This is a genomic window from Curtobacterium sp. VKM Ac-2852, assembly GCF_013205045.1.
Taxonomy (GTDB): Bacteria; Actinomycetota; Actinomycetes; order Actinomycetales; family Microbacteriaceae; genus Curtobacterium; species Curtobacterium flaccumfaciens.
The window spans coordinates 213,050-237,070 of sequence record NZ_JABMLI010000004.1 but is presented as its reverse complement, the minus strand read 5'-3'; the positions used below and the strand labels follow the sequence as shown (position 1 = coordinate 237,070).

24 protein-coding genes are annotated in these 24,021 nt (G+C 71.6%); 16 read left to right on the top strand and 8 right to left on the bottom strand.

Features of this window, described 5'->3' with window-relative positions; translation table 11 throughout:
* Positions 1–8 precede the first annotated feature (8 nt).
* The gene (locus tag HQQ79_RS16155) at positions 9–527 is read right to left on the bottom strand and encodes a GNAT family N-acetyltransferase (protein WP_173035637.1); all 519 of its coding nucleotides are present in this window, start codon (positions 525–527) and stop codon (positions 9–11) included.
* Between HQQ79_RS16155 and HQQ79_RS16150 the strand changes: the two genes are divergently transcribed.
* From HQQ79_RS16150 to HQQ79_RS16140, 3 genes are read left to right on the top strand one after another with little or no spacing between them, the layout of a single operon-like run.
* On the top strand, positions 526–1,167 hold the full coding sequence (locus tag HQQ79_RS16150) for a helix-turn-helix domain-containing protein (RefSeq protein ID WP_173035635.1): 642 nt from the start codon (positions 526–528) through the stop codon (positions 1,165–1,167). The genes HQQ79_RS16155 and HQQ79_RS16150 overlap by 2 nt on opposite strands.
* A gap of 46 nt (positions 1,168–1,213) precedes the next feature.
* Positions 1,214–1,702: a ribose-5-phosphate isomerase gene (locus HQQ79_RS16145; protein WP_027464669.1), complete on the top strand. Its 489-nt coding sequence runs from the start codon at positions 1,214–1,216 to the stop codon at positions 1,700–1,702.
* A 36-nt stretch (positions 1,703–1,738) separates the two neighbouring features.
* Positions 1,739–2,668, top strand: a complete 930-nt coding sequence (locus tag HQQ79_RS16140) for an Fpg/Nei family DNA glycosylase (protein ID WP_173035633.1) — start codon at positions 1,739–1,741, stop codon at positions 2,666–2,668.
* Positions 2,669–2,704: 36 nt separating this feature from the next.
* On the opposite strand, the gene HQQ79_RS16135 is transcribed toward HQQ79_RS16140, so the two are convergent.
* Complete coding sequence (locus tag HQQ79_RS16135) at positions 2,705–4,174, bottom strand: amidohydrolase family protein (protein WP_173035631.1); 1,470 nt, start codon at positions 4,172–4,174, stop codon at positions 2,705–2,707.
* Positions 4,171–4,830: an FMN-binding negative transcriptional regulator gene (locus HQQ79_RS16130; RefSeq protein WP_173035629.1), complete on the bottom strand. Its 660-nt coding sequence runs from the start codon at positions 4,828–4,830 to the stop codon at positions 4,171–4,173. The genes HQQ79_RS16135 and HQQ79_RS16130 overlap by 4 nt, the downstream gene beginning before the upstream one ends.
* Positions 4,831–5,009: 179 nt before the next feature.
* Between HQQ79_RS16130 and HQQ79_RS16125 the strand changes: the two genes are divergently transcribed.
* From HQQ79_RS16125 to HQQ79_RS16095, 7 genes are all read left to right on the top strand, one after another.
* Positions 5,010–6,596 (top strand): ABC transporter substrate-binding protein, encoded by a 1,587-nt coding sequence (locus HQQ79_RS16125; protein WP_216852637.1) that lies wholly within the window; start codon positions 5,010–5,012, stop codon positions 6,594–6,596.
* 8 nt (positions 6,597–6,604) lie between these two features.
* Positions 6,605–7,999, top strand: a complete 1,395-nt coding sequence (locus HQQ79_RS16120) for a M14 family zinc carboxypeptidase (protein WP_173035627.1) — start codon at positions 6,605–6,607, stop codon at positions 7,997–7,999.
* Positions 7,999–8,940 (top strand): ABC transporter permease, encoded by a 942-nt coding sequence (locus HQQ79_RS16115; RefSeq protein WP_027464675.1) that lies wholly within the window; start codon positions 7,999–8,001, stop codon positions 8,938–8,940. The genes HQQ79_RS16120 and HQQ79_RS16115 overlap by 1 nt, the downstream gene beginning before the upstream one ends.
* Complete coding sequence (locus tag HQQ79_RS16110; protein WP_071246671.1) at positions 8,937–9,827, top strand: ABC transporter permease; 891 nt, start codon at positions 8,937–8,939, stop codon at positions 9,825–9,827. The genes HQQ79_RS16115 and HQQ79_RS16110 overlap by 4 nt, the downstream gene beginning before the upstream one ends.
* An 84-nt stretch (positions 9,828–9,911) precedes the next feature.
* A complete protein-coding gene (locus tag HQQ79_RS16105) occupies positions 9,912–11,321 on the top strand; it encodes a serine hydrolase (RefSeq protein ID WP_367948117.1) in 1,410 nt (469 codons plus the stop codon).
* A complete protein-coding gene (locus tag HQQ79_RS16100) occupies positions 11,318–11,851 on the top strand; it encodes a GbsR/MarR family transcriptional regulator (RefSeq protein ID WP_231495614.1) in 534 nt (177 codons plus the stop codon). The genes HQQ79_RS16105 and HQQ79_RS16100 overlap by 4 nt, the downstream gene beginning before the upstream one ends.
* On the top strand, positions 11,848–13,509 hold the full coding sequence (locus tag HQQ79_RS16095) for an ABC transporter ATP-binding protein (RefSeq protein WP_173035625.1): 1,662 nt from the start codon (positions 11,848–11,850) through the stop codon (positions 13,507–13,509). Before HQQ79_RS16100 ends, HQQ79_RS16095 begins: the two co-directional genes overlap by 4 nt.
* Positions 13,510–13,527: 18 nt before the next feature.
* Here the strand turns inward: HQQ79_RS16095 and HQQ79_RS16090 are convergent, their stop codons facing one another.
* Positions 13,528–14,109: a hypothetical protein gene (locus HQQ79_RS16090; RefSeq protein ID WP_173035623.1), complete on the bottom strand. Its 582-nt coding sequence runs from the start codon at positions 14,107–14,109 to the stop codon at positions 13,528–13,530.
* Between the two features lie 147 nt (positions 14,110–14,256).
* On the opposite strand from HQQ79_RS16090, the gene HQQ79_RS16085 reads away from it, so the two are divergent.
* Entirely contained in the window at positions 14,257–14,586 is a 330-nt protein-coding gene (locus HQQ79_RS16085; protein WP_035807629.1) for a hypothetical protein, read from the top strand.
* Between the two features lie 101 nt (positions 14,587–14,687).
* Entirely contained in the window at positions 14,688–14,840 is a 153-nt protein-coding gene (locus HQQ79_RS16080) for a hypothetical protein (RefSeq protein WP_017886018.1), read from the top strand.
* Between the two features lie 67 nt (positions 14,841–14,907).
* Here HQQ79_RS16080 and HQQ79_RS16075 read toward each other — a convergent pair whose 3' ends face one another.
* The 4 genes from HQQ79_RS16075 to HQQ79_RS16060 all read right to left on the bottom strand — a co-directional run bounded on the left by HQQ79_RS16075 (position 14,908) and on the right by HQQ79_RS16060 (position 19,329).
* Positions 14,908–15,765 carry a DMT family transporter gene (locus HQQ79_RS16075; protein ID WP_173035621.1) on the bottom strand — a complete coding sequence of 286 codons (858 nt, stop codon included), beginning with the start codon at positions 15,763–15,765 and terminating at the stop codon, positions 14,908–14,910.
* A gap of 30 nt (positions 15,766–15,795) precedes the next feature.
* Complete coding sequence (locus HQQ79_RS16070; protein WP_027464682.1) at positions 15,796–16,458, bottom strand: response regulator transcription factor; 663 nt, start codon at positions 16,456–16,458, stop codon at positions 15,796–15,798.
* A 39-nt stretch (positions 16,459–16,497) separates the two neighbouring features.
* On the bottom strand, positions 16,498–18,075 hold the full coding sequence (locus tag HQQ79_RS16065; protein ID WP_173035619.1) for a sensor histidine kinase: 1,578 nt from the start codon (positions 18,073–18,075) through the stop codon (positions 16,498–16,500).
* Positions 18,076–18,297: 222 nt separating this feature from the next.
* The gene (locus HQQ79_RS16060; RefSeq protein ID WP_138802824.1) at positions 18,298–19,329 is read right to left on the bottom strand and encodes a LacI family DNA-binding transcriptional regulator; all 1,032 of its coding nucleotides are present in this window, start codon (positions 19,327–19,329) and stop codon (positions 18,298–18,300) included.
* A gap of 118 nt (positions 19,330–19,447) precedes the next feature.
* Between HQQ79_RS16060 and HQQ79_RS16055 the strand changes: the two genes are divergently transcribed.
* The 4 genes from HQQ79_RS16055 to HQQ79_RS16040 are packed head-to-tail and all read left to right on the top strand — an operon-like array spanning position 19,448 to position 24,011.
* Positions 19,448–20,722 (top strand): sugar ABC transporter substrate-binding protein, encoded by a 1,275-nt coding sequence (locus tag HQQ79_RS16055; RefSeq protein WP_173035616.1) that lies wholly within the window; start codon positions 19,448–19,450, stop codon positions 20,720–20,722.
* A gap of 33 nt (positions 20,723–20,755) precedes the next feature.
* Entirely contained in the window at positions 20,756–21,634 is an 879-nt protein-coding gene (locus tag HQQ79_RS16050; RefSeq protein WP_110859204.1) for a carbohydrate ABC transporter permease, read from the top strand.
* A complete protein-coding gene (locus HQQ79_RS16045; RefSeq protein WP_196783367.1) occupies positions 21,631–22,608 on the top strand; it encodes a carbohydrate ABC transporter permease in 978 nt (325 codons plus the stop codon). Before HQQ79_RS16050 ends, HQQ79_RS16045 begins: the two co-directional genes overlap by 4 nt.
* On the top strand, positions 22,608–24,011 hold the full coding sequence (locus tag HQQ79_RS16040; RefSeq protein WP_173035614.1) for a cellulase family glycosylhydrolase: 1,404 nt from the start codon (positions 22,608–22,610) through the stop codon (positions 24,009–24,011). The genes HQQ79_RS16045 and HQQ79_RS16040 overlap by 1 nt, the downstream gene beginning before the upstream one ends.
* The last annotated feature ends 10 nt before the right edge of the window (positions 24,012–24,021 follow it).

Here is a 24,021-nt window from a genome sequence, read left to right as displayed (position 1 = left end):
GGCGCAGGTCAGGCCAGCGACAGCTGCATGAGCGTCAGGTCGAGCCACCGATCGAACTTCCGACCGACCTCGGGCACGACCGCCACGGTGGTGAAGCCGAGGCGCTCGTGCAGGGCGATCGACCCCGTGTTGGTGCTGCAGATGCCGGCCATCATCACGTGCCGCCCCTCGGCGGTGGCGCGTGCGACCAGCTCGGCCATCAGCGCCGTCGCGATGCCCCGACCGCGGAAAGACTCGACGACGTAGACGCTGTGCTCGACGGTCAGCCGGTAGCCCTGGTGCGGCCGCCACTGCGAGTACGTGGCGTAGCCGGCGACCTGCCCGTCGACCTCGGCGACGATCACCGGGTACCCGTCCGCCTGGCGCTCGGCGAGCCACGCGTCGAAGTACGAGCGGGGGTGCGGCACCTCCTGCCAGATGGCGGTGGAGTGCAGGACGGCGTCGACGTGCAGGGCGTGCACGACGTCGAGGTCGGTCGGGGTGCAGTCGCGGATCACGACCCCGTTCGTCGCATATGCTGTCGTCATGTCTCACATCGTAGACGACGAGCACCCCGATCCCGCAACCGGCGCCGACGACACCTCGGTCGCCGAGCAGCGGGCGCTCGGTGAACGCCTCCAGCGGCTCCGCACCGAGCGGAAGTGGAGCCTCACCGAGCTCGCCGAGGAGTCCGGCGTCTCCCGCGCGATGATCAACCGCGTCGAGCGCGGGGTCTCCAGCCCCACCGCGACGATCCTCGGTCGTCTGTCCGGTGCCTTCGGCCTGACGATCTCGCAGCTCCTCGACGATGCCCTGGAGCACGAGGTGCCCAGGGTGACGGACCCCGATGAGGCGCGCGGGGTCCAGCGCGGCGCGACCGCCGATTCCTGGACCGATCCCGACACCGGGTACCGCCGCCGTCCGGTCTCGAGCGCGACGTTCCCCGCCGACGTCACCGAGGTGCGCCTCCCGGCCGGCCGCGAGGTGGCCTACCCGGCGTCCGCCTACGCCTTCCTGCGGCACTGCATCTGGGTCGTCGACGGCGTGCTCGAGGTCGTCGTCGGCGGCGAGCCGACGCGCCTGGCGGCGGGGGACCGGATCGAGCTCGGCGACCCCGCCGACGTCGTCTACCGCAACCCGGGTGAGGACCCCACCCGGTACCTCGTCGTGGTGGTCCGTGCGCCGTAGTCCGTGGTGGTCCGGGGCCCGGAGTCGCAGGAATAGGATCGGTTCCATGCGCATCCACCTCGGAACGGACCACGCCGGCCTCGAGTTCAACAAGACCCTCGCAACCCACCTGACCGAAGCCGGGCACGAGGTGGTGGACCACGGTCCGACCGAGTACGACGCGCTCGACGACTACCCCTCGTTCTGCATCAACGCCGCGCACGCCGTGGTGCAGGACCAGCGCGCCGGTGTCCAGGCGCTCGGTGTCGTCTTCGGCGGTTCCGGCAACGGTGAGCAGATCGCCGCGAACAAGGTCGAGGGCATCCGTGCCGCGCTCGTCTGGAACGAGTCGACCGCGCTGCTCGCCCGTCAGCACAACGACGCCAACGTCATCTCCATCGGCGCACGTCAGCACACCGAGGACGAGGCGATCCGGTTCGTCGACCTGTTCATCGCCGAGCCGTTCTCCGGCGAGGAGCGCCACGCCCGCCGCATCGCCCAGCTCGCCGAGTACGAGACCACCGGGCTGATCGCCGGCCGCCAGATCGACGCGTAGTCCGGCCCGTCAGGGGTACCGGGTAGAACGGTAGTCATGCCCGAGGGTCACTCCGTCCACCGCATCGCCAACCAGTTCACCCGGCACTTCGTCGGCAAGCGCTGCGAGGTGTCGAGCCCCCAGGGTCGCTTCGCCGCCGGGGCCGCGCAGCTCGACGGCAAGCGCATGATCGCCGCGCGTGCGGTGGCGAAGCAGATGTTCCTGGAGTTCGAGGGCGACCTGTTCCTCCGCGTCCACCTCGGGCTGTACGGGGCGTGGGACTTCGCGGGCGTGATCTCCACCGCCGAGGCGCTGTCCGACGACGACGACCGCGAAGAGTCGCTCAGCTCGATCGGCGCACCGCGGCTCGCCCGCTACCGGATGGCCGAGCAGGAGAAGGCGGAGGACCCGATCGAGTCCTTCCCGCCGGACCCGGTGGGCCAGGTCCGGGTGCGGATCCTCACCGAGGACACCGTCGCCGACCTGCGCGGCCCGACCGCGTGCGTCGTGGAGACCCCGGCCGAGGTGCAGCGCGCGCTCGACAAGCTCGGCCCCGACCCGATGAACGACGACGGGCCCGAGGCGGAGAAGACCTTCGTCGACAACGTCCGCCGTCGGAACGTCGCGATCGGGCAGCTGCTCATGGACCAGTCCGTCGTGGCCGGCATCGGCAACATCTACCGCGCCGAGCTGCTGTTCCGGCAGCGCATCGACCCGTACAAGCCCGGCAAGAAGATCACCGTCAAGCAGGCCAAGGCGCTCTGGGCCGACTGGTCGAAGCTGCTGCACGACGGCGTCCGCGACGGCCTGATGATGACGATGGACGACCTGTCCGCGGCCGACCACAAGAAGGCCCTGCGGTCACGCAAGGACCGGCACTGGGTCTACCACCGGCAGGGCGAGCCGTGCCGGGTGTGCGGCACCGAGATCCGGATGGCCGACATGGCCGGCCGGAAGCTCTACTGGTGCCCGAAGGACCAGAAGTAGCACACGGGGCACAGGCGCAGCCGCCCGCCCTCCTGGTCACAGCTCCCGGTACGTGAACCGCCCGGCCACGGCCGTCCCGAGCACCCGCATGCCGCGCAGTGCGGCGGAGGGCGCCGCCAGCGGATCGGACTCGACGAGCACCAGGTCCGCCACGTCACCGACGGACACCCCGACCCGCCCGTCGGTCGACCCCTGCCAGGCGACGAGCGCCGAGAGCCGTTCGGCCGGGTGCCACGGGTCCCGCCCGTCGCGGTCCCGCCCGACGGCCGCCGCCATCGACACCCACGGGTCGAGCGGCGCCACCGGAGCGTCCGACCCGAGCAGCAGGCGCGCTCCGGCCCGAGCGAGCGACGCGAAGGCGAAGGCACGGTCGGTGTGTCCGGCCCAGTGCCGGTCTGCGATGTCCCGGTCGTCCATGGCGTGTTCGGGCTGCACGGACGCGGCGACCCCGAGCCGGGCGAACCGGTCGACGTCGGTGTCGACGAGCAACTGCGCGTGCTCGATCGTGCCGCGGGCCCCGACGGTCTCGAAGACGTCGAGCGCCAGGGTGTTCGCACGGTCGCCGATCGCGTGGATCGCAGGGACGAGTCCGGCGTCGACGGCACGGCGGGTGATCGCGACGAGCTCCTCGAACGGCCAGGCGAGCACGCCGGAGCCGTCGGTCATGGCGGCGGTCCGGGTGCCGAGCGACCCGTCCGTGACCACCTTGAACGGCCCCATCGTGAGCAGGCCCCGCGTGCCGTCGACCACGTCGCCGGTGCGCAGCCCCCGGGCGATGGCCTCGTCGAGCTCGGCCGGGTACACCCCGGACGCGACCCGGATCGCGTCGGTGCCGGCGTGGATCCGGCGGCGCCAGCGGTCGAGCCCGAAGCGCATCTCGAGGTCGACCACGCCCGTCACCCCGCGGGCCGCCGCGGCTTCGGCAGCGTCCGCCACGTAGGCGTCGAGCAGGTCGTCCGGCACCTGCGACAGGGCACCGGTCACGTCGAACGCGTCCTGCTCGCGCAGGACCCCGTCCTCGCCCGCCTCGAGCGGGCGGCCGACAGCAACCGAGAAGTGCGCGACCGCGAGTGCGTTGCACCACACCGCGTGCAGGTCCGCGCTGATCACGACGACCGGGAGGCCCGGTGCGGCACGGTCGAGCAGCTCGCGTCGTGCCGGGCGCGGCCACATCCCGTCGCGGTAGCCGTGTCCGACCAGGACGCGGTCCGTCACGCCCGCCCGCGCGATGGCGGCGAGCAGGTCGGCGGTCGCCTCGGCGGAGTCGCAGCCGGTGACGTCGACACGGCGGCGGACGAGCGCCCACTGGTCGAAGTGCGTGTGGTGGTCGCGGAGCCCCGGGCCGAGCCAGGCGCCGGCGGCCTCGACCACGTCGGTGTCGACGCTCGTGGGGTCGAGCGTGCCGGTCGGCGCGATCTCGGTGACCCGGCCGTCGACGATGCGGACGTCGGCAGGGGCACCGGAGGTGCCCACCCTGCGGACGGTGCGGAGCAGGATGTCCGTCACCGTGCCTCCAGGCCGTTCGTCGGGGACGGGACCGGCCGGACCCGCTCGATCTCGTCGGCGAGCGCCGGCGACGCGTAGGGGCCGTCGCCCCGCAGCCCGGCGACGATGCGGTCGATCACCTCGGGAGCCTTGTTCTGCGACAGCTTGGCGCGGGCGTCGAACCGGGTGACGCGGATCCGGATGCCGACGGTGCCCTTGGCCATCCGGCGGGCGGTCTCCTCGTCGATCTGCAACGACACGGGCGAGGGCATGACGTGCTCGAAGTGGTCGACGAGTTCGCCGAGGACCCGGAAGTTCTCGTCGTCGGACAGGATCTCGGGGGTGCCCCAGACGTGGGCGGTGACGTGGTTCCAGGTGGGCACGAACTGCTCCGGCGGGTACCAGGCGGGGGAGACGTAGCCGTGCGGGCCCTGGAACACGACGAGGACCTCGTGCCGTCCGAGTTCGTGCGCGACCTCGTCGGGACGGCCGACGTGGGACACCAGCACGAGGGCGTCCGGGTCGTCGTCGGGGCCGGGGGCCTCGAGCAGCACCGGGTAGTGCGAGGCGACCAGCCCGGCCGCGGTGTGGGACACGATCGTCGCCCACGGGTTCCCGGTGATGAGGCGTCGGACCTCGTCGACGTCGGTCATCAGGAAGTGCGGTGTGTGGCGCATGTTCCGAGCGTGGCACAACGGGCCCGGTCGCGCGACGGGCGTCGTTTCGTCAGTGTTTCTGCGCGGTAAAACTCTCAGAGCGCATTGAAAGAAGTCTTGTGGTCGGGATTCGAACCGTCCTAGCTTTCCCACCACGACGACCGGGCAGGGATCCGGCCGCACCCGATCGAGGAGAGATCATGCGACGCAGGACGATCGCCGCGCTGGCCGCGGCGGCAACCTTGGCACTGGTGGCGACCGGCTGTTCGGCGGGCGGCGCGGCCGATGACGACGCTCCCTCGAGCCTGGTCTACGCGACCGGCGAGCCCGACCACCTGACCCCGGGACGGCAGACCGTGGCCTTCGACCAGGTGATGAGCGTCTTCGCGCCGCTGACCCAGACCGACGCCGACGGTGACCTGCACGACGTCGCGGCGAAGAGCGTCGAGAGCGACGACGCCACCACCTGGACGATCACGCTGCGGGACGGCTGGACGTTCCAGAACGGCGAGGCCGTCACGCCGGAGAGCTACGTGAAGGCCTGGAACCACGTCGCCTACGGCCCGAACGCGTGGGAGAACAGCGGTCAGCTCGCCGGGATCGTCGGGTACACCGACCTCAACCCGGCGAAGGGCACCCCGAAGACCAAGGAGATGTCGGGGCTCAAGGTCACCGGCAAGGACACCTTCACGGTCACGCTCACCCACGCGGACAGCCAGTTCCCCCTGCAGCTCAGCCAGGCCCAGACGGCGTTCTACCCGATGCCCGAGGCCGCGTACGACGACCTGAAGGCGTACGACAAGAAGCCGATCGGCAACGGCCCGTACGAGATGACGAAGGCGTGGAAGGCGGACCAGGAGTTCACCGTCACGTCCTGGAAGGACTACGAGGGCACGAAGCCCGCCACCGACGAGGTGACCTTCCGCAGCTACTCCGACATGAACACCGCGTACACCGACGTCCTGGCCGGCAACGCCGACGTGCTGTTCCTGCCGGCCGACAAGATGACGAGCGCGAAGGCCGACTTCGGCGATCGCCTGCACTCCTTCGACGCCCCCGGCATCGACTACCTCGGGTTCCCGCTGTGGGACGACCGGTACTCCGACCCCGACGTGCGCCGCGCGATCTCGATGTCGATCGACCGTGACGAGGTCAACGACGCGATCTACGGCGGCCTGTACGACCCGGCCACCGCGCTGACCCCACCGTCGATGTCCGGCACCGAGGAGGGCATCTGCCGCGACGCCTGCGAGTTCGACCCGGCAGCGGCGAAGAAGCTCCTCGCCAGCGCCGGCGGGTTCGACGGCACCATGACGCTCGTCTACCCGGGCGGCACCGGCCTCGACTCCCTGTACGAGGCGTACGCCAACCAGATCCGGCAGAACCTGGGCGTCGACGCCGAGGCGAAGGCCACCACCGACTGGGCGTCCTACTACTCGGAGCTCACGGACAAGACCGTCGCCGGCCCGCACTTCGGCCACTGGGGCGCGCTTTACATCAGCCAGCAGAACACGCTCCGCGCGCTGTTCACCACGGCCGGCGGCTGCTCCCCGTGCACCGGCTACTACCAGTCCGACGACGTCGACTCGCTGCTCGCGAAGGCCGACTCCGCGGGGTCGCAGGACGAGGCGAACGGGTACTACACGAAGACGCAGGAGGCGGTCCTGCAGGACTTCCCGATCGTCCCGACCTTCTTCGACAAGTACTCGTACGTCACGAGCGACAAGATCGCGAAGCTGCCGGCGGTGGCGGGCAGCCCCGTGATCGCGCAGATCGCCGTGAAGTAGGGCGGGGCATGGAGCAGCACACCGTCCTCGACCTGGTCCGCGACGTCCCCGACCGCGACGGCTTCCCGCTCGTCGACGACCTGCACGCCCGGTTCGCCGCGCTCGCCGCGGCGCACCCCGACCGGGTCACGGTCACCCGGATCGGCACGAGCCGCCTCGGCGAACCCCTGCACAGCTACCGCATCGGCACCGGGTCGCACGCGGCCGTCGTGGTCGGCGGGGTGCACCCGAACGAGCCGATCGGCTCGTGGACGGTGCTGCACCTCGCCGAGACGGCCCTCGGTGACGAGCGGGTGGCCGGGCTCGACGTCACCTGGCACATCGTCCCGACGATCGATCCGGACGGCATGCGGCTCAACGAGGCGTGGTTCCACGACCCGCACGACCGCGTGTTCTACTCGCGGCACTTCTACCGGCCGGCCCCGGACAGCCAGGTCGAGTGGACGTTCCCGAACAGCTACAAGTCGGTGTACTTCGACCAGGTGCTGCCCGAGACGCTCGCGTTCATGCGGCTCATCGACGACACCGAGCCGGACCTGCTCGTGAGCCTGCACAACGGCGAGATGGGCGGCGTCTACTACTACCTGTCCGAGGACCTGCCCGACGTCGTCGACACGCTGCACGCGGTGCCGGCCGCACTCGGGCTGCCGCTCGACACCGGGGAGCCGGAGTCCCCGTACCTGCGGGAGCTCGCCCCGGCGGTGTTCGCGATGGACGGCATCGAGACGGCGTACGCCTACCTCGAGGAACTCGGCGTCGACCCCGGCGAGCACATCCACGGCGGATCGAGCGCGGCGTGGGCGATGCGGCACGGGGCCCTCTGCATGGTGGCCGAGCTGCCGTACTGGAGCCACCCCGACGCCGACGACCCGACCCCGACCGACGAGTCGTACGCCGACCTGCTGCGTCGGTGCGCGGACGAGCTCGGTGCCTCGGGTGTGGAACTGCAGGCGTTCCTCGACGAGGCGTCGCCGATGCTCTCGATCCCGTCCCCGTTCGTCGAGGCCTCCCGGGCGTTCGTGCCGATGCTCGTCGGGATGGCGGACACCGACCGCCGCCGTGCCGAACGGGAACCGTCGGACCGGACGGCCACCGTCGCGGAGCGCTTCGGCTGCGAGGACCTCGTCCGCTGCTTCCGCCTGCGCTACGGCGGCATGCTCCTGCGCGCCGTCGAGGCGGAGACGACCGCCGGTACGGCGTCCGCGCCGCTCCGGCGGCTCCGCGACCGCTTGGCCGAGCGCTACGCGCGCTGGCAGGCGGACGCGTCGACGGGTGCGCAGCCGATCCCGGTGGGGAAGCTCGTGGGCGTGCAGTACGGGGCGATCCTCGCCTGCGCGGCGCACGTGACGGACCCGACCCGCGCCTCCCGTCCGGTGTCGGCGGCCGTCTCGGGAGGCGCGTGATGCGTCCGACGCTCGCCGTCGGTCGCCGACTCGGCGGCCTGGTCATCGTGTTCCTCGGGGTGACCTTCCTCATCTACGCGATGACGTTCGCGCTGCCCGGCGACCCGATCAAGGCGCTCGGCGGCGAGCGCCCCCTCACCGACTCGGTCGTGCGGGCGCTGCGGGCGGAGTACCACCTGGACCAGCCGCTGTGGCTGCAGTACGTGCAGTACCTGGGCGGCCTGTTCCGGGGTGACTTCGGCACCGACTTCAACGGGCAGTCCGTGGGCGAGCAGATGGCCTCGCGGTGGCCGGTGACGATCACGCTGGCGCTGAGCGCGTGGGCGCTCGAGATCGTCCTCGGCATCGGGCTCGGCGTGGTCTCGGCGCTCAGGCGCGGCACCGTGCTGGACAAGACGGTGCTCGTCGGTACCATCGTCGTCGGCGCGGTCCCCGTGTTCGTGCTCGGCGTGGCCCTGCAGCTGGTGTTCTCGGTGCGGCTGCACTGGTTCCCGGTCGCGGGCGTCACCGCCGGGTGGCCGACCGCGTACGTCCTGCCGGCGTTCGTGATCGCCCTGTTCGGCCTGGCCGCGGTGTCCCGGCTCACCCGGACCTCGATGATCGAGACACTCGACGCCGACTACGTGCGGACAGCCCGCGCCAAGGGGCTCGCGCCGGGCCGGATCGTGGGTGTGCACGTGCTGCGGAACTCGCTCATCCCCACCGCCACCTACCTGGCGACCGACCTCGGCTACCTGATGGGCGGCACCGTCATCATCGAGGGCATCTTCAACCTGCCGGGCGTCGGGAACCTGCTGTTCCAGGGCATCCGCTCGCACGAGGGTGCCGTCGTCGTCGGCATCTCGACCGCCCTCATCCTGGTGTTCCTCGTCACGAGCGTGCTCGTCGACCTGCTGCACGCCGCCCTCGACCCGCGCGTCCGGACAGGAGCCTCCCGATGACCACCGAAGCCCTCGGCGCCACCGTCGAACCCGTCGTCGGGGTCCGGCGCCGGCCACTGCTCGCCGCCGCACGGACGCCGGGGTTCTGGGTGCCCGCGTCGGTGCTCGTGGTGGTCCTGCTCATCGCGGCGTTCCCGCAGCTGTTCGCCGGCCTGTTCGGCCACGGCGACCCGCGGGTGTGCGACCTCGGCCGGAGCGGGGCGTCACCGACCGCCGGGCACCCGTTCGGCTTCGACCTGCAGGGCTGCGACGTGTACGCGAACGTCGTCTGGGGCACCCGGTCGTCGATCGCCGTCGCGGTGCTCACGACCCTGCTCGCCGGCATGGTCGCGGTCGTCGTCGGGACCGTCGCGGGCATGGTCGGCGGGTGGGTCGACGCCGTCCTCGCCCGGCTCACCGACGTGTTCCTCGGGTTCCCGTTCCTGCTCGGAGCCGTCGTCGTGCTGAACAGCGTGGGGGAGCGGTCGGTGCTCACCGTGTCGCTCGTGCTCGCCCTGTTCGGGTGGCCGACGATGGCCCGGCTCGTGCGGTCGAGCGTCCGCAGCGTCCGGGGCGCCGAGTTCGTGCTCGCCGCCCGGACGATGGGGTTGTCGACGTGGCGGATCACCACCCGGTACGTGCTGCCGTCGTCGATCTCGCCGCTGCTCGTGCTCGCCACCATCACCGTCGGCGGGGTCATCGTGTCCGAGTCGTCGCTGACCTACCTCGGTATCGGGCTGGAGCGTCCGGCGATCTCGTGGGGGCTGCAGCTGTCCGCGGCGACGTCGCAGTTCCTCCGGGCCCCGCACATGCTCATCGCCCCGGCGGCGTTCCTCGCCGTGACCGTGCTCGCCGTCATCGCGCTCGGCGACACGCTGCGCGCCGCGCTCGACCCACGTCGGCGCTGACCGGCACGGCACACGCCGCGTCGCGGCGGGCACCGTCGCGACCGACGCGCCAGACTCGAACCACCGCCCTTCGAAAGGACCACCGTGACCGACACCCTCTCCGCGTACCGGAAGACCCTGCCCTACATCCGTGAGTGGGTGTCGTACAAGGTGTGGCAGCTGCGGGTGCCCGGCGTGCAGGTCGCCGTCGGGTACGGCGGCGAGGTCCTGTTCGACGAGGCCTGGGGCTACGCCGACGTCGAGGCCGGGCGTCGCCTGACCACCACCGACCTGTTCCGCATCGCCTCGCACTCGAAGACCTTCACCGCGACGGCCCTGCTGCAGCTCGCCGAGCGCGGGTCGCTCCGGCTCGACGACACCGTCGGCACGTACGTCCCGGCACTGGTCGACGGCGGCTCGCCGCTCGCCGACGCCACCCTGCGCGAGCTCATGGAGATGGGCGCCGGCGTCATCCGCGACGGACACGACGGCGACTACTGGTCCCTGCTCCGCCCGTTCCCCGACGAGCAGGAACTCCTGGCGCTCGTGCTCGACCGGGGCCAGAAGGTGCCGACCGGCTCGTCGTTCAACTACTCGAACCTCGGCTACTCCCTGCTCGGCCTGGTCATCGCCGCGGTGTCCGGGCAGTCGTACAACGACTTCGTGCGCGAGTCGATCACCGAACCCCTGGGCCTGCGGAACACCGGCCCCGACTGGGACCCCGCACGCGCCGACGACTTCGTGGTCGGGTACACCGGCTTCCACACCGCCAGGCACCGGCAGCGCATCGACCACGTCGACACCCGCGCGATGGCCGCCGCCACCGGCTTCCACGGCACCGCGTCCGACCTGGTCCGCTACTTCTCGCAGCACGTGATCGGGCAGGGCACCCTGCTCGACGACCACTCCAAGCGCCTCGCGCAGCGGAAGGCCTGGAGCGCCACCGACGACCCAGCGGCCCGCGGCTACGGCGCCGGGTTCATCGTCGACCGGATCGGCGGACGGGAGATCCGCGGGCACTCGGGCGGGTTCCCCGGCCACATCACCCAGTCGATGTTCGACCCGGCGTCCGGGCTCGTCGTGTCCGTGCTCACCAGTGCCGCCGCCGGACCCGCCACGCTCATCGCCACCGCGGTCATCGCCATGCTCGACGCAGCGGCCGACGCCGACGCCCCGGGGACCCCGGTGCCCGACGACGTCGACACCGCCACGTTCACCGGACGCTTCGCCAACCCGTGGGGCGTCACCGACGTCGCCCGGATCGGTGACCGGCTCGTCGAGGTCGACCCGTCCGGCCCCGAACCGATGGACACCCCCACGCGGCTCGAGGTGGTCGACGCCGACACCCTGCGGATGACCCACGGCAACCGCTTCGGCTCGGTCGACGAGGACATCACCTACACGCGCGACGAGGACGGCGCCGTGCGGGCGATCCGCGGCGGTGGCGGCATGTCGCAGGAGCCGTGGTCGATCCCGGACGAGCGACCCGAGGTGGCCGCCGGGCTGGCCTCGTGACCGACGACCGGCTGCTCGGACCGGAGCGCCAGGCGTTCGTCGAGGAGTTCGCCCTGATGCTCAACGACGGCGCGGGCATGCCCCTCACCGACGCCCGGGTGCTCGGCTACCTGATGATGACCCGCGCACCGCACTCGTCGTCGTCCGACCTGCAGGCAGCGCTCGGTGCCAGCTCGGGGTCGGTGTCGATGGCCACCCGGCGGCTCGTCGACTCCGGGTTCGTGAAGCGCCACATCGTCCCCGGCGAGCGCAGTCACTACTTCCGTGCCGAGGCCGACGTCTGGGGCTCCTGGCTCGCGAGCGAACGGAAGTACCTCGACCGGCAGCGCGACATCATCGGCCGCGGGCTCGCCGTCGTCGAGGGTGCCGGTCGCACCGGCACGGGCGACGTGGACGCCGAGGTCCGCGAGCGCCTGCTCAACGGCCGCGACTACATGCAGTGGCTGCAGGGCTACCACCGCAAGATGCTCGAGGAGTGGGAAGCCTTCAAGGCCGCCCGCGACGACACCGACCCCCCGGAGACCCCATGAGCGGCACCACCGACGTCCTGACCGTCGAGCACCTCACCGTCACCTTCGACGTCGACGGCGAGGTCGTCCGCGCAGTCGACGACGCCTCGTTCACCGTCGCCCGGGGCGAGGTCGTCGCGGTCGTGGGGGAGTCTGGCTCCGGCAAGAGCATGACCGCGATGACCGCGATGGGCATCGCCCCCGACGGTGCGCGCGCCTCGGGGAGCATCCGGCTCGGCGACCTCGAGGTCATCGGCACCGACGAGCGCACCCTCCGGTCGGTCCGGGGCCGCAGCGTGTCGATGATCTTCCAGGACCCGTCCGCGGCGCTGAACCCGGTGTTCACCATCGGGTTCCAGCTCGCCGAGGCCGTCCGACGCACCGACGGCCCGCACGACCGCGCCGCCGTCCGGGAGCGCTCGCTCGAGCTGCTCCGCGCCGTGGAGGTCCCCGAACCCGAACGCCGCCTGGGCCAGTACCCGCACGAACTCTCCGGCGGACAGGCCCAGCGCGTGATGATCGCGATGGCGCTCGCCGCCGACCCGGACCTGCTCATCGCGGACGAGCCGACGACCGCCCTCGACGTCACCGTGCAGGCCGAGGTGCTCGACGTCCTCCGCGCGCTGCGCGAGCGCACCGGCACCGCGATCCTGCTCATCACCCACGACATGGGCGTCGTCGCGGACCTCGCCGACCGCGTGGTCGTGATGCGCCGCGGACGCGTCGTCGAGACCGGCACCGCCCAGGCGGTCTTCGCCGCACCGTCCGCCGACTACACGCGGGAACTCCTCGCTGCGGTCCCGCGGATGGGCACCGGGTCCGGCCAGGAGGCCCGGCTCGGCTCCGCCACGGAGCCACCGGCCGCCGTGTTGGACGTCCGGCACCTCGTGGTCGAGTACGGCGGCGCCCTGCGCGGACGCTTCCGCGCCGTCGACGACGTGTCGTTCACCGTCGGCCGTGGCGAGATCGTCGGCCTGGTGGGGGAGTCCGGCAGCGGCAAGACGACCATCGGCCGGGCCGCGGTCGGCCTCGCGCCGATCACCTCCGGCTCGGTGGTCGTCGACGGCACCGACGTCGCCGGCGCACGACGAGCCGCCCGCCGGCAGATGCGCCAGCACGTCGGCGTGGTGTTCCAGAACCCGCTCCGGTCGCTCAACCCCCGGTACACGGTCGGGCAGACCGTCGCCGAGCCGCTCCGCCAGATCCTCCGGCTGCCGGCGGTGCAGGTCGAGGAGCGTGTCGAGCGGCTCCTCGCCGACGTCGGTCTCGACGGCGGGTACGCCGAGCGCTACCCGCACGAACTCTCCGGCGGCCAACGGCAACGGGTCGCGATCGCCCGCGCGGTGGCCCTCGACCCCGCGCTCCTGATCGCCGACGAGCCGACGAGTGCGCTCGACGTGTCGGTGCAGGCCCGCGTGCTCGACGTGTTCCGCGAGCTGCAGGAGCGCCTGGGGTTCGCGTGCCTGTTCGTCACGCACGACCTCGCCGTGGTCGACACCCTGTGCGACCGGGTCGTCGTGCTGCACGGCGGCCGGGTCGCCGAACACGGGACGCGCGACGCCATCCTGCGCTCGCCGCAGGACCCGTACACACGACGGCTCATCCAGGCCGCCCCGGTGCCGGATCCCGGGGAGCAGGCACGCCGACGCTCCGAGCGACTGGCGGCCCGTGCGGGCTGAGGCGGGCGGGCGTCCGGGTCAGCGCACCTCGGCCGAGGCCCACAGCACGCCGACACCGCGGCCCACCGGGCGCAGCAGCGGCACCGCGACGAGCACCGCCGCGGCCAGGTACGCGACGGTCTGCAGCAGCCCCGGGACCGCGATGGCCACGCCGAGCGACTCCTGCGGGAGCGCCGTGAGGAGCACGGTCTCCGACAGCAGTGCGGTGACGAACCACGCCGCGGCCGCCACCGTGACGATCCACCCGAAGGCCCGCTGCACACCCGGTCCACTCCGGACGGTGACGACACCGAAGGCCACGAGCGCCGCCTGCGCGACGACGAGGAACACGTCGATCAACAGTCCGGGAACCAGTGACACGAGCGCGAACGCGAGCACGGACACCGCGAACGTGAGCGCCCGGCGGTCCCGGGCGCGCACCGCGGCGGCGAGCACGACGACTGCGGCGATGCCGGCGACGACCGTGGCGCCGAGGAGCAACCCGCGGGGCAGGTCCCAGGGCGCCAACCAGACCGTCCCGACCAGTCCGGCCGCTCCGACCACCAGCGCCGCCACCACCGCGGCCGCCGACACCACCCGTACCCCCGTGCTGCTCTGCATGCCCGCACCCTATGCCCCGGGACCCCGCCAGCGGAACACGCTCCCCACCGTTCGGCGCCCCTTGCGACACGCCCGTCCGGCCCCGGGTGCTCGTCCACACGACGCGGTCGACTTGACTGTCGTTCGAACACACGTTCGAATACCGTCGTGGGACGGCGTCGCGAGAACCGGTGGCAGCCCCCGGAACACCCGGAGGTCGAGCGTCCGCGCGCGTACTCCCTGTCCGAGGACGCCCGCGGCGGCGACGTCTGCCACGCCGTCACCCCGAAGCCGGTCTGGGCGTGGATCCAGTTCCCGACCTTCCACGTCCGGGTGAAGGCCTTCGCGAAGAGCTGGACCCGCGATGCCGTGCTGGTGGAGTGGGCGCAGTTCGGGCAGCAGGCCGAGGCGTGGGTGTGGCGCTCCGCGGTGAAGCACCGCACGCTCCGTGCCGACCGGGACAGCGCGAACCGGAGTCCGCAGAACGCACTGCGTTGACTTCCGCCCGCACCCCGAGGATGGTTTAGCGAACACGGGGTCAGCAAGTAACTCACTGATCGAGGCATTCGGTCCGGACCCCTGTCCCAGAAGGAGGCACCATGAAGAACGCAGCGGTGCCGTCCTGGGTCGCCCACGTGCTCACCCCGCCCGAGGTCATCAGCGCCTACGTCGAGCGTCGGATCAACGATCCGGCCCTGCTGTCGGGCGAGCAGTCGGAACCCACGTACGCAGACTTCCTGCGCGACGAGTAGACGGTCTTCTCCGGAGGCCCGGATCACGCACCGCTCCCGGCGGACGTGATCCGGGCCTCCTCTTCGTTCACCCCACCGGTCCGCCGCGTCGGCGACGCGCCGACAGCGTCACGCCGACGCTCGCCGCGGTGACGCACGCCAGGGCGACCGTCTCGAGCACCGGCAGCCCCTCGGCCAGCACCACCAGGCCGGCCAGGGCAGCGATCGCCGGGCCGAGGCTCTGCAGCACGCCGAACACCCGCGTCGGCATCCGGCGGAGCGCGAGCATCTCGAGCGCGTACGGCAGCACGCTGGACAGCACGGCGACGGCACCGAAGACGATCAGGAGCGTCGGTTCGCGCAGGACGCCGTCGACCGCGGACCGGAGCCCGAACGGCAACGACACGAGCATCGCGACCACCATCGACACGACGAGCCCGTCGACGCCGGGGATCGCGGCGCCGACGTGCCGGTTCATCACGATGTAGCCCGCCCAGCACCCGGCGGCCAGGACCGCCCAGACGACCCCACCCACCTCGGTCACCGCCGTCGGGCCGACGCCGAGCAGCACGACCCCGGCGAGCGCCAGCACCGCCCACAGTGCATCGCGCCAGCGTCGGGTGTGCACGAGCGACAGGGCGAGCGGCCCGAGGAACTCGATCGTCACGGCGACCCCGATCGGGATGCTCGCGAACGACAGGTAGATGAAGACGTTCATGCCGCCGAGCGCCAGGCCGAGCCCGACCGCACCGAGCCACTGCGCCCGCGTCCAGTGCCGGACGCGGGGACGGACCACCAGGGCGAGCACGACGGCGCCGATGACGAGCCGCAGCGTGGCGGCCCCGACCGCGCCGACGTCGTCGAAGTGGGTCTTCGCGATCGCGGCGCCGAGCTGGACGGACACCATCGCGGTGAGGGCCAGCAGGGGCGCGGGGACCCGGTTCATCCGCGGGCTCGGCTCATCCTCGGGCTCGGCTCATCCGAGGTAGGCGAGGACGGCGAGGACACGGCGGTGGTCCTCTCCGGTGTCCTCGAGCGCGAGCTTGCCGAAGATGCTCGACACGTGCTTCTCGACGGCACCGGTGCCGATCACCAGGGCGCGGGCGATCGCGGCGTTCGTGCGGCCCTCGGCCATCAGCCCGAGCACGTCACGCTCGCGCGGGGTCAGGGCTGCGAGCGGGTCGCGGCGGCGGCTCATCAGCTGCGTGACGACCTCGGGGTCGAGCACGGTGCCGCCGGCGGCGATGCGGCGGACGGCGTCGTCGATCTCCTCGAGCCGGGTGACGCGGTCCTTGAGCAGGTAGCCGATGCCGGTCGCGCCGGCGGCCAGGACGTCCTCGGCGTAGGTGGCCTCGACGTACTGGGAGAGCAGGAGCACGCCCGTCCGCGGGGCGATCCGGCGGGTCTCGACGGCGGCGCGGACGCCTTCGTCGGTGAAGGTCGGCGGCATCCGCACGTCCATCACCACGACGTCGGGTGCACCCTCGGGCAGGGTCGCCAGGAAGGCCCGGGCGTCGGAGTACTGCCCGATGACGTCGATGCCGGCCTCGTCGAGCACGCGGGCCAGGCCCTCGCGCAGCAGGACGGCGTCGTCGACGACGACGGCCCGGATGCGTGCTGCATCCGGGCCGTCTGTCATGCCGACCAGCCTAGTGGGAGCGCGGACGCTCCCGCGGGGTCACGACCGCTGGTTCGCCGCCGTCGGGACGCCGTTCAGGGCGCCGAGGGGGATCCGGGCGGTGGCCTCGGTCGGGCCGCCCTCGGGGCTCGAGACGACCAGGTCGCCGTCGAGGGCCCGCATGCGGCCGATCAGGCCCTCGATCCCGTGGCCCTGCTGCGGTCGGGCACCACCCCGGCCGTCGTCGGTGACGCTGACCGTCAGGTACCAGAGGCCCGAGGCGTCGACGACCAGGCCGAGGTACACCCCGGCGGTGGTGGCGCCGGCGTGCTTCATGGTGTTCGTCAGGAGCTCGCTCACCGTGAAGTACACGTTGCGCTGGATCTCCGTGGCGAGCTCCAGGCCCTCGGGCAGCCGGACGTCCAGGCCCACCGGGATCGGGGTGCGGGCGACCAGTGCCTCGAGCGCCGCGACGAGTCCGCGGTCGAGCAGGATCGGCGGAGCGAAGCCGCGTGACAGTGCGCGCAGTTCGTCGAGGGCGTCCTGGGCGTGCTCGGATGCCTCACCGATGAGCTGCTTGGCCTTCTCGGGGTCCTTCTCGAAGGCGCGCTCGGCGGCGGACAGGTCCATGCGGAGTCGCACCAGCCGCTGCTGCGGGCCGTCGTGCAGGTCGCGCTCGATCTGGCGGAGTGCCTGCCCCTCGGCGGTGACGGCACCGGCACGGGAGGCCTGCAGGCCGGCGACGCGCTGCTCGAGTTGCTCGGCCCGGAAGCCGCCCAGCAGGCCGAAGTCGACCCAGTAGTGCGCCAGGACGGACCCGCGGGCCCAGAGCGGGAAGAGCACGACCGAGGCGGCCATCGACAGCAGCCCGAGGGCGCCGAACCCGACGACGGCCGTCGTGTCCCAACCGAAGTACTGCGCGCTCAGGCCGTTGGCGAACGCCACCACCGCGAGCCCGACGGGCCAGAGGAAGCCGACGAACAGCAGGGCTCCGGCACCCACGGTGAAGACCGCGACGAGCGGGTACACGACCGCGGCGTGCAGCAGGTAGAGCCAGTAGTGCGGGTTGGCGACGGCCGAGCCCGTGCGGGTCCACCAGTTCTGCTGCCAGCGGGGCGTCCAGTCCACCGGGCGGATCGGCCTCGGGTCGGCCCAGCTCATGCGGAGCTTCTCGAACTGTCCGAGCCACCGCGCCACGAACAGCGCGATGAAGAACATGAGCAGGACGAAGGGGTTGAACAGGTCTCGGAACCCGCCACCGAAGATCGCCGTCGGGAACGCGAAGTACAGCGTGCAGAGCAGCACGGCGGTGAGCGCCATGTAGCCGAAGTCACGCGGCAGGCGCTTCCACGCGTCGCGGTAGAACTGCCCGGCGGTCATACCGGACCCGCGACCGGAACCACCGACCGGGCCGGACCCGACCCGCGGGGTGGCGCTCCACGACGCCGGCGGGGACTGCGGGGCGTCCTGGGGGTCCTGGTGGTGCTGGTGGTGCTGGCGCGGGTACTGGGGCATCGGCTTGGTGGCTCCAGGGGGCACGGAGTCGCCCAGCGGGACGGTCTGGGCCTGGTCGGGCGAAGGCGTGACGTCGTCCAGCGGGACGGTTCGCGCCTGGTCGAGGCGGTCGGTGTCGGTCATGCATCCAGCCTCGCGATCGCGGAGCCGTTCCCCCATCCTGCCCTCTCCCCACCCCGGGTGGGGTTATCCCCCCTCTTCCACAGGCCACCCGATCCACGCCCACGCGCACCCGCCCGTGGATCACTGTCCCGTGCGAGGTTCCGGAGTCGGTGCCGGGCAGGAGCCGCTGCACGGTATCCGGAACCTCGCACCGTGTCACGCGGGGCAGCCGGGGCAGCAGGGTCAGGCGGGGGCGCGGCCGGTGGACTCGCGGACGCTCAGGGTCAGCGAGGGGCCCGGGCGTGAGGGGAGCGGGGCGCTGGCGTCGATCTGCGCGCGCAGCAGGGTCGCCGCACGCTGTCCGAGCTCGACCGTGTCGCGGGTGAGCGAGGTGATCGCCGGCCGGACGAGCCGGATCATCGCCGAGTCGTCGAAGGACACGATCGAGACGTCACCGGGCACTGCGACGCCCATCTCGCTCGCCACGCCCAGCCCGGCGACGGCGAGCACGTCGTTGTCGTAGACGATCGCGGTCGGCCGGACGCTCCGGGACAGCAGGGTGCGGGTGGCGCTCGCGCCGGCCTCGGCCGAGTAGTCCGTCGGTACCGAGACCGCGTCGTCGAGCCCCTCGTCGGCAGCGAACGCCCGGAGCCGGTCCATGCGCATGGCGGTGTGCTCGAACTCGGGCCGCCCGGCGACGTGCGCGATGCGGCGGTGCCCGAGGGCGTGCAGGTACCGCAGGACGGTGTCGGTGGCGTCCGAGTCGTCGATCCAGACCGTGGGTGCTGCGCCTTCGGGGGAGGGGTGCGAGCCGACGACGACGGTCGGCATGCCGAGGTCGGCGAGCAGGGCGAGCCGGGCGTCGTCGCGACGGGGGTCGATCACGATCACGCCGTCGACACGGTGTCCGCGCCACCAGTCCCGGTAGGTCTCGAGTTCTTCCTCGGCATCACGCGCGACGAGCAGGTTCATGCCGACGTGGGTGCCGGCGAGCCCGAGCTGGATGCCGGAGATCAGGTCGCCGAAGAACGACTCCGTGCCCAGGGTCCGGGCCGGGCGGTTCAGCACGAACCCGATGGAACCGGCCTTCGCGCCGCCGAGTGCCCGGGCCGCGGTGTGTGGCTGCCAGTCCAGCTCGCGGGCGATCTCGCGCACGCGGCGACGGGTCTCGTCGGAGACACCGGGGCGGTCGTTCAACGCGAACGACACCGCGCTGATGGACACACCGGCCCGCGCGGCGATGTCGGCGATCGTCGTTCGACGCTTGGTGGCCACGGGGTTGACTATAGCGCTTTAGTCATTCACAGTGGCTGCCACACACGGGTTCGGTGACTGCTGCTGAACCGGTTCAGCTATGACGAGGGAGTCAGACGCCATGAGGACCACCACACGCATGACGAGGGGCCGCGCCACCGCGCTGCTCGCGACGGCCGCCGCCACGGCGCTCGTCCTGACCGGCTGCTCGAGCGGCGGGAACGCGGCCGACAACGGCGGCGGCGAGATCAGCGGCACCATCACCCTGCAGACCTGGGCGCTCACGCCGACCTACACGGGGTACCTCAACGGGGTCATCGAGGACTTCGAGCAGGCCCACCCGGACGCGAAGGTCAAGCTGCAGGACCAGCCCGGCGACGGGTACGCCGACAAGGTGCTCAGCCAGGCCTCGTCGAACAGCCTGCCCGACGTGATCAACCTGCCGCCGGACATCGCCCTGCCGCTCGCGAAGCGCGGGTTCCTGCAGGACGTCGCGAAGGACGACTCGAAGCTCGCCAGCACGTACGTCGCCGGCGCGTTGGACTCTTACAAGTACAAGGGAGTGGACGGCACGTTCGGGTACCCCTGGTACCTCAACACCGACGTGAACTACTGGAACTCGACGATGTTCGCCAAGTGCGGCCTCGACGCGAAGAACCCGCCGAAGACCACCGACGAGCTGTTCACGCAGGCGAAGACCATGCACGACAACTGCCCGACCGACTACCTGATGAGCCGGAAGCCCGGCCTCGGTGACTTCACACTCGCCGGCGTCAAGGTGCTCAACGCCGACGGCACGAAGTTCACCTTCGCCGACTCGTCGAAGGCCGCCGACCTGATCGACCGCTACAAGGACGCGTACCAGGACGGCTACATGCCCTCCAACGTGCTGAACAGCGACTACCTCGGCAACTCCACCCTGTTCACGCAGGCCAAGGTCGCCTGGACCACCGGTGGGGCCACCTCGCTCGCCGACTTCGAGAAGAACAACCCGTCGCTCAAGGGCAAGGTCACCGTCAGCCCCGCACTCGACACCCCGCCGCTCTACGTGCAGGGGCTGTCGGTCTCGAGCAAGTCGAAGCACCTCGCCACCGCCGAGGCCTTCGCGAAGTTCATGACGAACGCGAAGAACCAGGAGGCGTTCGCCCACAAGGTCAACATCTTCCCGTCCACCACGTCGTCGCAGTCCGACCCGTACTTCTCGAAGGACGACGGCACCGTGAACGGCGAGGCCCGGGTCCTGGCGAACGAGGCCCTGAAGACGGCGAAGGTCATCAACCCGGTCGAGGCGAACTCCGCGATGACGGACTTCCTCGACCAGCAGATCGCCCTCGCGATGAAGGGCCAGGTCGCGCCCGAGAAGGCGCTGCAGACCGCCCAGACCAAGATGAACAGCCTGCTGGCCAACGGCTGATCCGGCCCCGGAGAAGGAAGAGGGAGGATCGTCATGCGTGCGAACCGCTGGTACACGCCCTGGTTGCTCGTCCTGCCGGCACTGATCTGGCTCGTCGCGTTCAGCCTGTGGCCCTCGATCAACACAGTCCGGTTGTCGTTCACGAACGCCAGCCCGCTCGGCGGCGTCAGCCAGTGGGTCGGGGTCGAGAACTTCGAGACCCTGCTCGCCGATCCGCAGGTGTGGGAGGCGCTGCTCAACAGCGTCATCTACATGGCGGTGTGCCTGCCGCTGCTGACGGTCCTCCCGCTCCTCATCGCGGTGCTCGTGCAGCAGAAGCTGCCCGGGATCGCGTTCTTCCGCACCGCGTTCTACACGCCGGTCATCGCGTCCGCGGTGGTCGTCGGGCTCATCTGGACGTGGATCCTCGACGACCGCGGCGTCATCAACGAGATGGCGCAGGCCCTCGGCGTCGTGCAGGGCAGCGTCCCGTTCCTGACCGACCGGTGGCTGCTGCTCCTCAGCGCCATCAGCCTGACGGTGTGGAAGGGGCTCGGCTACTACATGATCATCTTCCTGGCCGCCCTCGGGAACGTCGGCAAGGACCTGCACGAGGCCGCCGCGCTCGACGGCGCCGGCGCGGTCCGGCGCTTCTGGTCGGTCACGATGCCCGGGGTCCGCGGCACCATGACGCTCGTCGGGATCCTGGTGTGCGTCTCCGCGCTCCGGGTGTTCAGCGAGCTCTACATCCTCACGAACGGCACCGGCGGGCCCGGCGGGCAGGACAACTCGCTCGTCATGCTCATCCAGCAGTACGCCCGCGGCTTCACCGGCAACCTCGGCTACGCGTCCGCCCTGAGCCTCCTGCTCTTCGTCGTGACGCTCGTGCCGATGCTCGCCCTCGCCCGGATGAACAGCAAGGCGGACAAGTGACGAACACGACCAGCACGACCGAACCCGTCATCGGCGGCGCGCAGGGCGCAGCCAGCCCGACACCGGACGTGACCGGCGCGACGGGCGCGGGACGGGCCTCCAGGCAGAACGGACGCGACGGACGCAAGCGGCGCCGCGCGGTCTGGGGCGTCATGTCCACCCGCGAGAAGGTCGTCCGCTACGTCCTGCTCATCGTGGTGCTCTTCATCACGATCGGCCCGTTCCTGTGGCAGCTGTCCACGTCGCTCAAGGGCGCCGGTGAGGACATCTACACGGCGAACCCGTCGTTCATCCCGTCCGAACCGACCATCGAGAACTACCTGAAGGTCGCCGCCGCGATCCCGGTGTGGCGGTACATCGGCAACTCACTGCTCGTCGCCGCGATCGACGTGCTCGGCAACATCGTGTTCGCGACCCTGGCCGGCTTCGCCCTCGCCCGTCTGCAGTGGCGGCACCGGAAGCTCGTGCTCGGCCTGTTCCTCGGCACCCTCGTGCTGCCCGGCGAGGCGACGATCATCTCGCAGTTCGTCACCGTGAAGGACCTCGGCCTCGCCGACAACCTGGTCGGCGTCGCCCTGCCCGGCATGATCGCGGCGCTCAACGTCCTGCTGATGTTCAACGCGTTCCGGCAGATCCCCGAGGAGATCGACCAGGCCGCGGTGATGGACGGTGCGAACGCCCTGCAGCGTCTGCGCTACATCTCGCTGCCCGCCGTGCAGGGGACCATCGCGGTCATCGCGATCTTCTCGTTCATCGGTGCGTGGGACGACTTCCTCTGGCCGCTCATCGTGCTGCAGTCGCCGGAGAACCTCACCCTGACCGTCGGGTTGCAGTACCTGCAGGGCACGTTCGCCACCGACCAGCGGATGATCGCGGCCGGCACCATGATCGCCTTCATCCCGATCGCCGTGATCTTCGCCGTCCTGCAGCGCTTCTTCTTCAAGGGCGTCGAAGAGGGCGGTGTGAAGGGCTGATGCGCTTCGGGGTCAACTACACGCCCTCGGTCGGCTGGTTCCACTCGTGGCTCGACTTCTCGCGGTCGGACACCGCCAGGGACCTCGAGGCCATCGCGTCGATCGGCGCCGACCACGTGCGGATCTTCCCGCTCTGGCCGGTCGTCCAGCCGAACCGGACGCTCATCCGGCAGCAGGCCCTCGACGACGTCGCGACGGTCGTCGACCTCGCCGGCTCGTTCGGGCTCGACGTCAACGTGGACGCCCTGCAGGGGCACCTGTCGAGCTTCGACTTCGTGCCGTCCTGGCTGGACAGCTGGCACCGCCGCAACATGTTCACCGACCCGGACGTGGTCGCGTCGACCGCCGCGTACGTCCGGGCGCTCGCCGGAGCGGTCGCCGACAAGCCCAACCTGCTCGGCATCACCATCGGCAACGAGGTCAACCAGTTCGCACACGCGCCGCACCCCGCACCGCACGCGATCACGGCGGAGCAGGGCCACGCGTGGGCGGCGGCGATGGTCGCGGCGGCGCGGGCGGGGCTGTCGGACGGGTCGTCGGCGTCGGCGTCGGCCGCGTCGTCCGTGTCGGTCGGCCTGGAGGCGCGGCTCGACCCCGCCTCGTCGGTCCCGCCCGCCACCGGGTCGCGCCCCGGGCCACTGGTCACCGTCGCGCAGTACGACGCGGCCTGGTACGACGACGCCCAGCCCTTCGGCCCCGAGCACGCGGCGGACCACGGTGACGCCACGGTCACGCACTCGTGGGTGTTCAACGGCTCGGCGGCCCTGCACGGCGCCCTCGGAGCCGGGTCGGTGCGGCACGGGGAGTACCTGCTCCAGCTCGCCGCCGCCTGGAACCGCGACGCCGCCCGGCCGAACTGGCTGCAGGAGGTCGGCGCCCCCACCAACGTCGTCGACCCCGCCGACGCCGCCGCGTTCACCGAGCAGACCATCCGGCACGTCCTCGACGCGCAGCAGGTGCTCGGCGTGACGTGGTGGTGCTCCCACGACGTCGCCCGGTCGCTCGCGGACTTCCCGGAGCTCGAGTACGACCTCGGGCTGTTCACGAACGACGGACGACTGAAGCCCGCCGGCGAGGCGTTCGCCGCCCTCGCCCACGCCGAGCACACCCGCGACGCCCGCGCCGCACCGTCGGCCACCGCGCTCGTCCTCGACGACGTGCTGTCCGACGGCACCGACCGGCACGGCACCCGCGCCGACTGCGCCCCCGGCGGTCGGTTCGCCGCCGCCTGGCTCGCCCTGGCCGAGGCCGCACCGGACGGCCGCGGCCCGCAGGTCGTCCTGCGCTCCCGACGCTCGGACACCGCGCTGCTGGCCGCCCGCGGCATCGACCGCTGCGTCGACGTGCCCTCCGACCTCGACACCACCACCGTCCACGTCGCCCACCCGGCGACCACGCCCTGACCCCGGAAGG

Bases quoted from the DNA above. Each gene is read 5' to 3' on its own strand.
- HQQ79_RS16150 (WP_173035635.1), top strand. From the start codon at position 526: ATGTCTCACATCGTAGACGACGAGCACCCCGATCCCGCAACCGGCGCC.
- HQQ79_RS16155 (WP_173035637.1), bottom strand. From the start codon at position 527: ATGACGACAGCATATGCGACGAACGGGGTCGTGATCCGCGACTGCACC.
- HQQ79_RS16145 (WP_027464669.1), top strand. From the start codon at position 1,214: ATGCGCATCCACCTCGGAACGGACCACGCCGGCCTCGAGTTCAACAAG.
- HQQ79_RS16140 (WP_173035633.1), top strand. From the start codon at position 1,739: ATGCCCGAGGGTCACTCCGTCCACCGCATCGCCAACCAGTTCACCCGG.
- HQQ79_RS16130 (WP_173035629.1), bottom strand. From the start codon at position 4,830: ATGCGCCACACACCGCACTTCCTGATGACCGACGTCGACGAGGTCCGA.
- HQQ79_RS16125 (WP_216852637.1), top strand. From the start codon at position 5,010: ATGCGACGCAGGACGATCGCCGCGCTGGCCGCGGCGGCAACCTTGGCA.
- HQQ79_RS16120 (WP_173035627.1), top strand. From the start codon at position 6,605: ATGGAGCAGCACACCGTCCTCGACCTGGTCCGCGACGTCCCCGACCGC.
- HQQ79_RS16115 (WP_027464675.1), top strand. From the start codon at position 7,999: ATGCGTCCGACGCTCGCCGTCGGTCGCCGACTCGGCGGCCTGGTCATC.
- HQQ79_RS16110 (WP_071246671.1), top strand. From the start codon at position 8,937: ATGACCACCGAAGCCCTCGGCGCCACCGTCGAACCCGTCGTCGGGGTC.
- HQQ79_RS16095 (WP_173035625.1), top strand. From the start codon at position 11,848: ATGAGCGGCACCACCGACGTCCTGACCGTCGAGCACCTCACCGTCACC.
- HQQ79_RS16090 (WP_173035623.1), bottom strand. From the start codon at position 14,109: ATGCAGAGCAGCACGGGGGTACGGGTGGTGTCGGCGGCCGCGGTGGTG.
- HQQ79_RS16080 (WP_017886018.1), top strand. From the start codon at position 14,688: ATGAAGAACGCAGCGGTGCCGTCCTGGGTCGCCCACGTGCTCACCCCG.
- HQQ79_RS16075 (WP_173035621.1), bottom strand. From the start codon at position 15,765: ATGAACCGGGTCCCCGCGCCCCTGCTGGCCCTCACCGCGATGGTGTCC.
- HQQ79_RS16070 (WP_027464682.1), bottom strand. From the start codon at position 16,458: ATGACAGACGGCCCGGATGCAGCACGCATCCGGGCCGTCGTCGTCGAC.
- HQQ79_RS16065 (WP_173035619.1), bottom strand. From the start codon at position 18,075: ATGACCGACACCGACCGCCTCGACCAGGCGCGAACCGTCCCGCTGGAC.
- HQQ79_RS16055 (WP_173035616.1), top strand. From the start codon at position 19,448: ATGACGAGGGGCCGCGCCACCGCGCTGCTCGCGACGGCCGCCGCCACG.
- HQQ79_RS16050 (WP_110859204.1), top strand. From the start codon at position 20,756: ATGCGTGCGAACCGCTGGTACACGCCCTGGTTGCTCGTCCTGCCGGCA.
- HQQ79_RS16040 (WP_173035614.1), top strand. From the start codon at position 22,608: ATGCGCTTCGGGGTCAACTACACGCCCTCGGTCGGCTGGTTCCACTCG.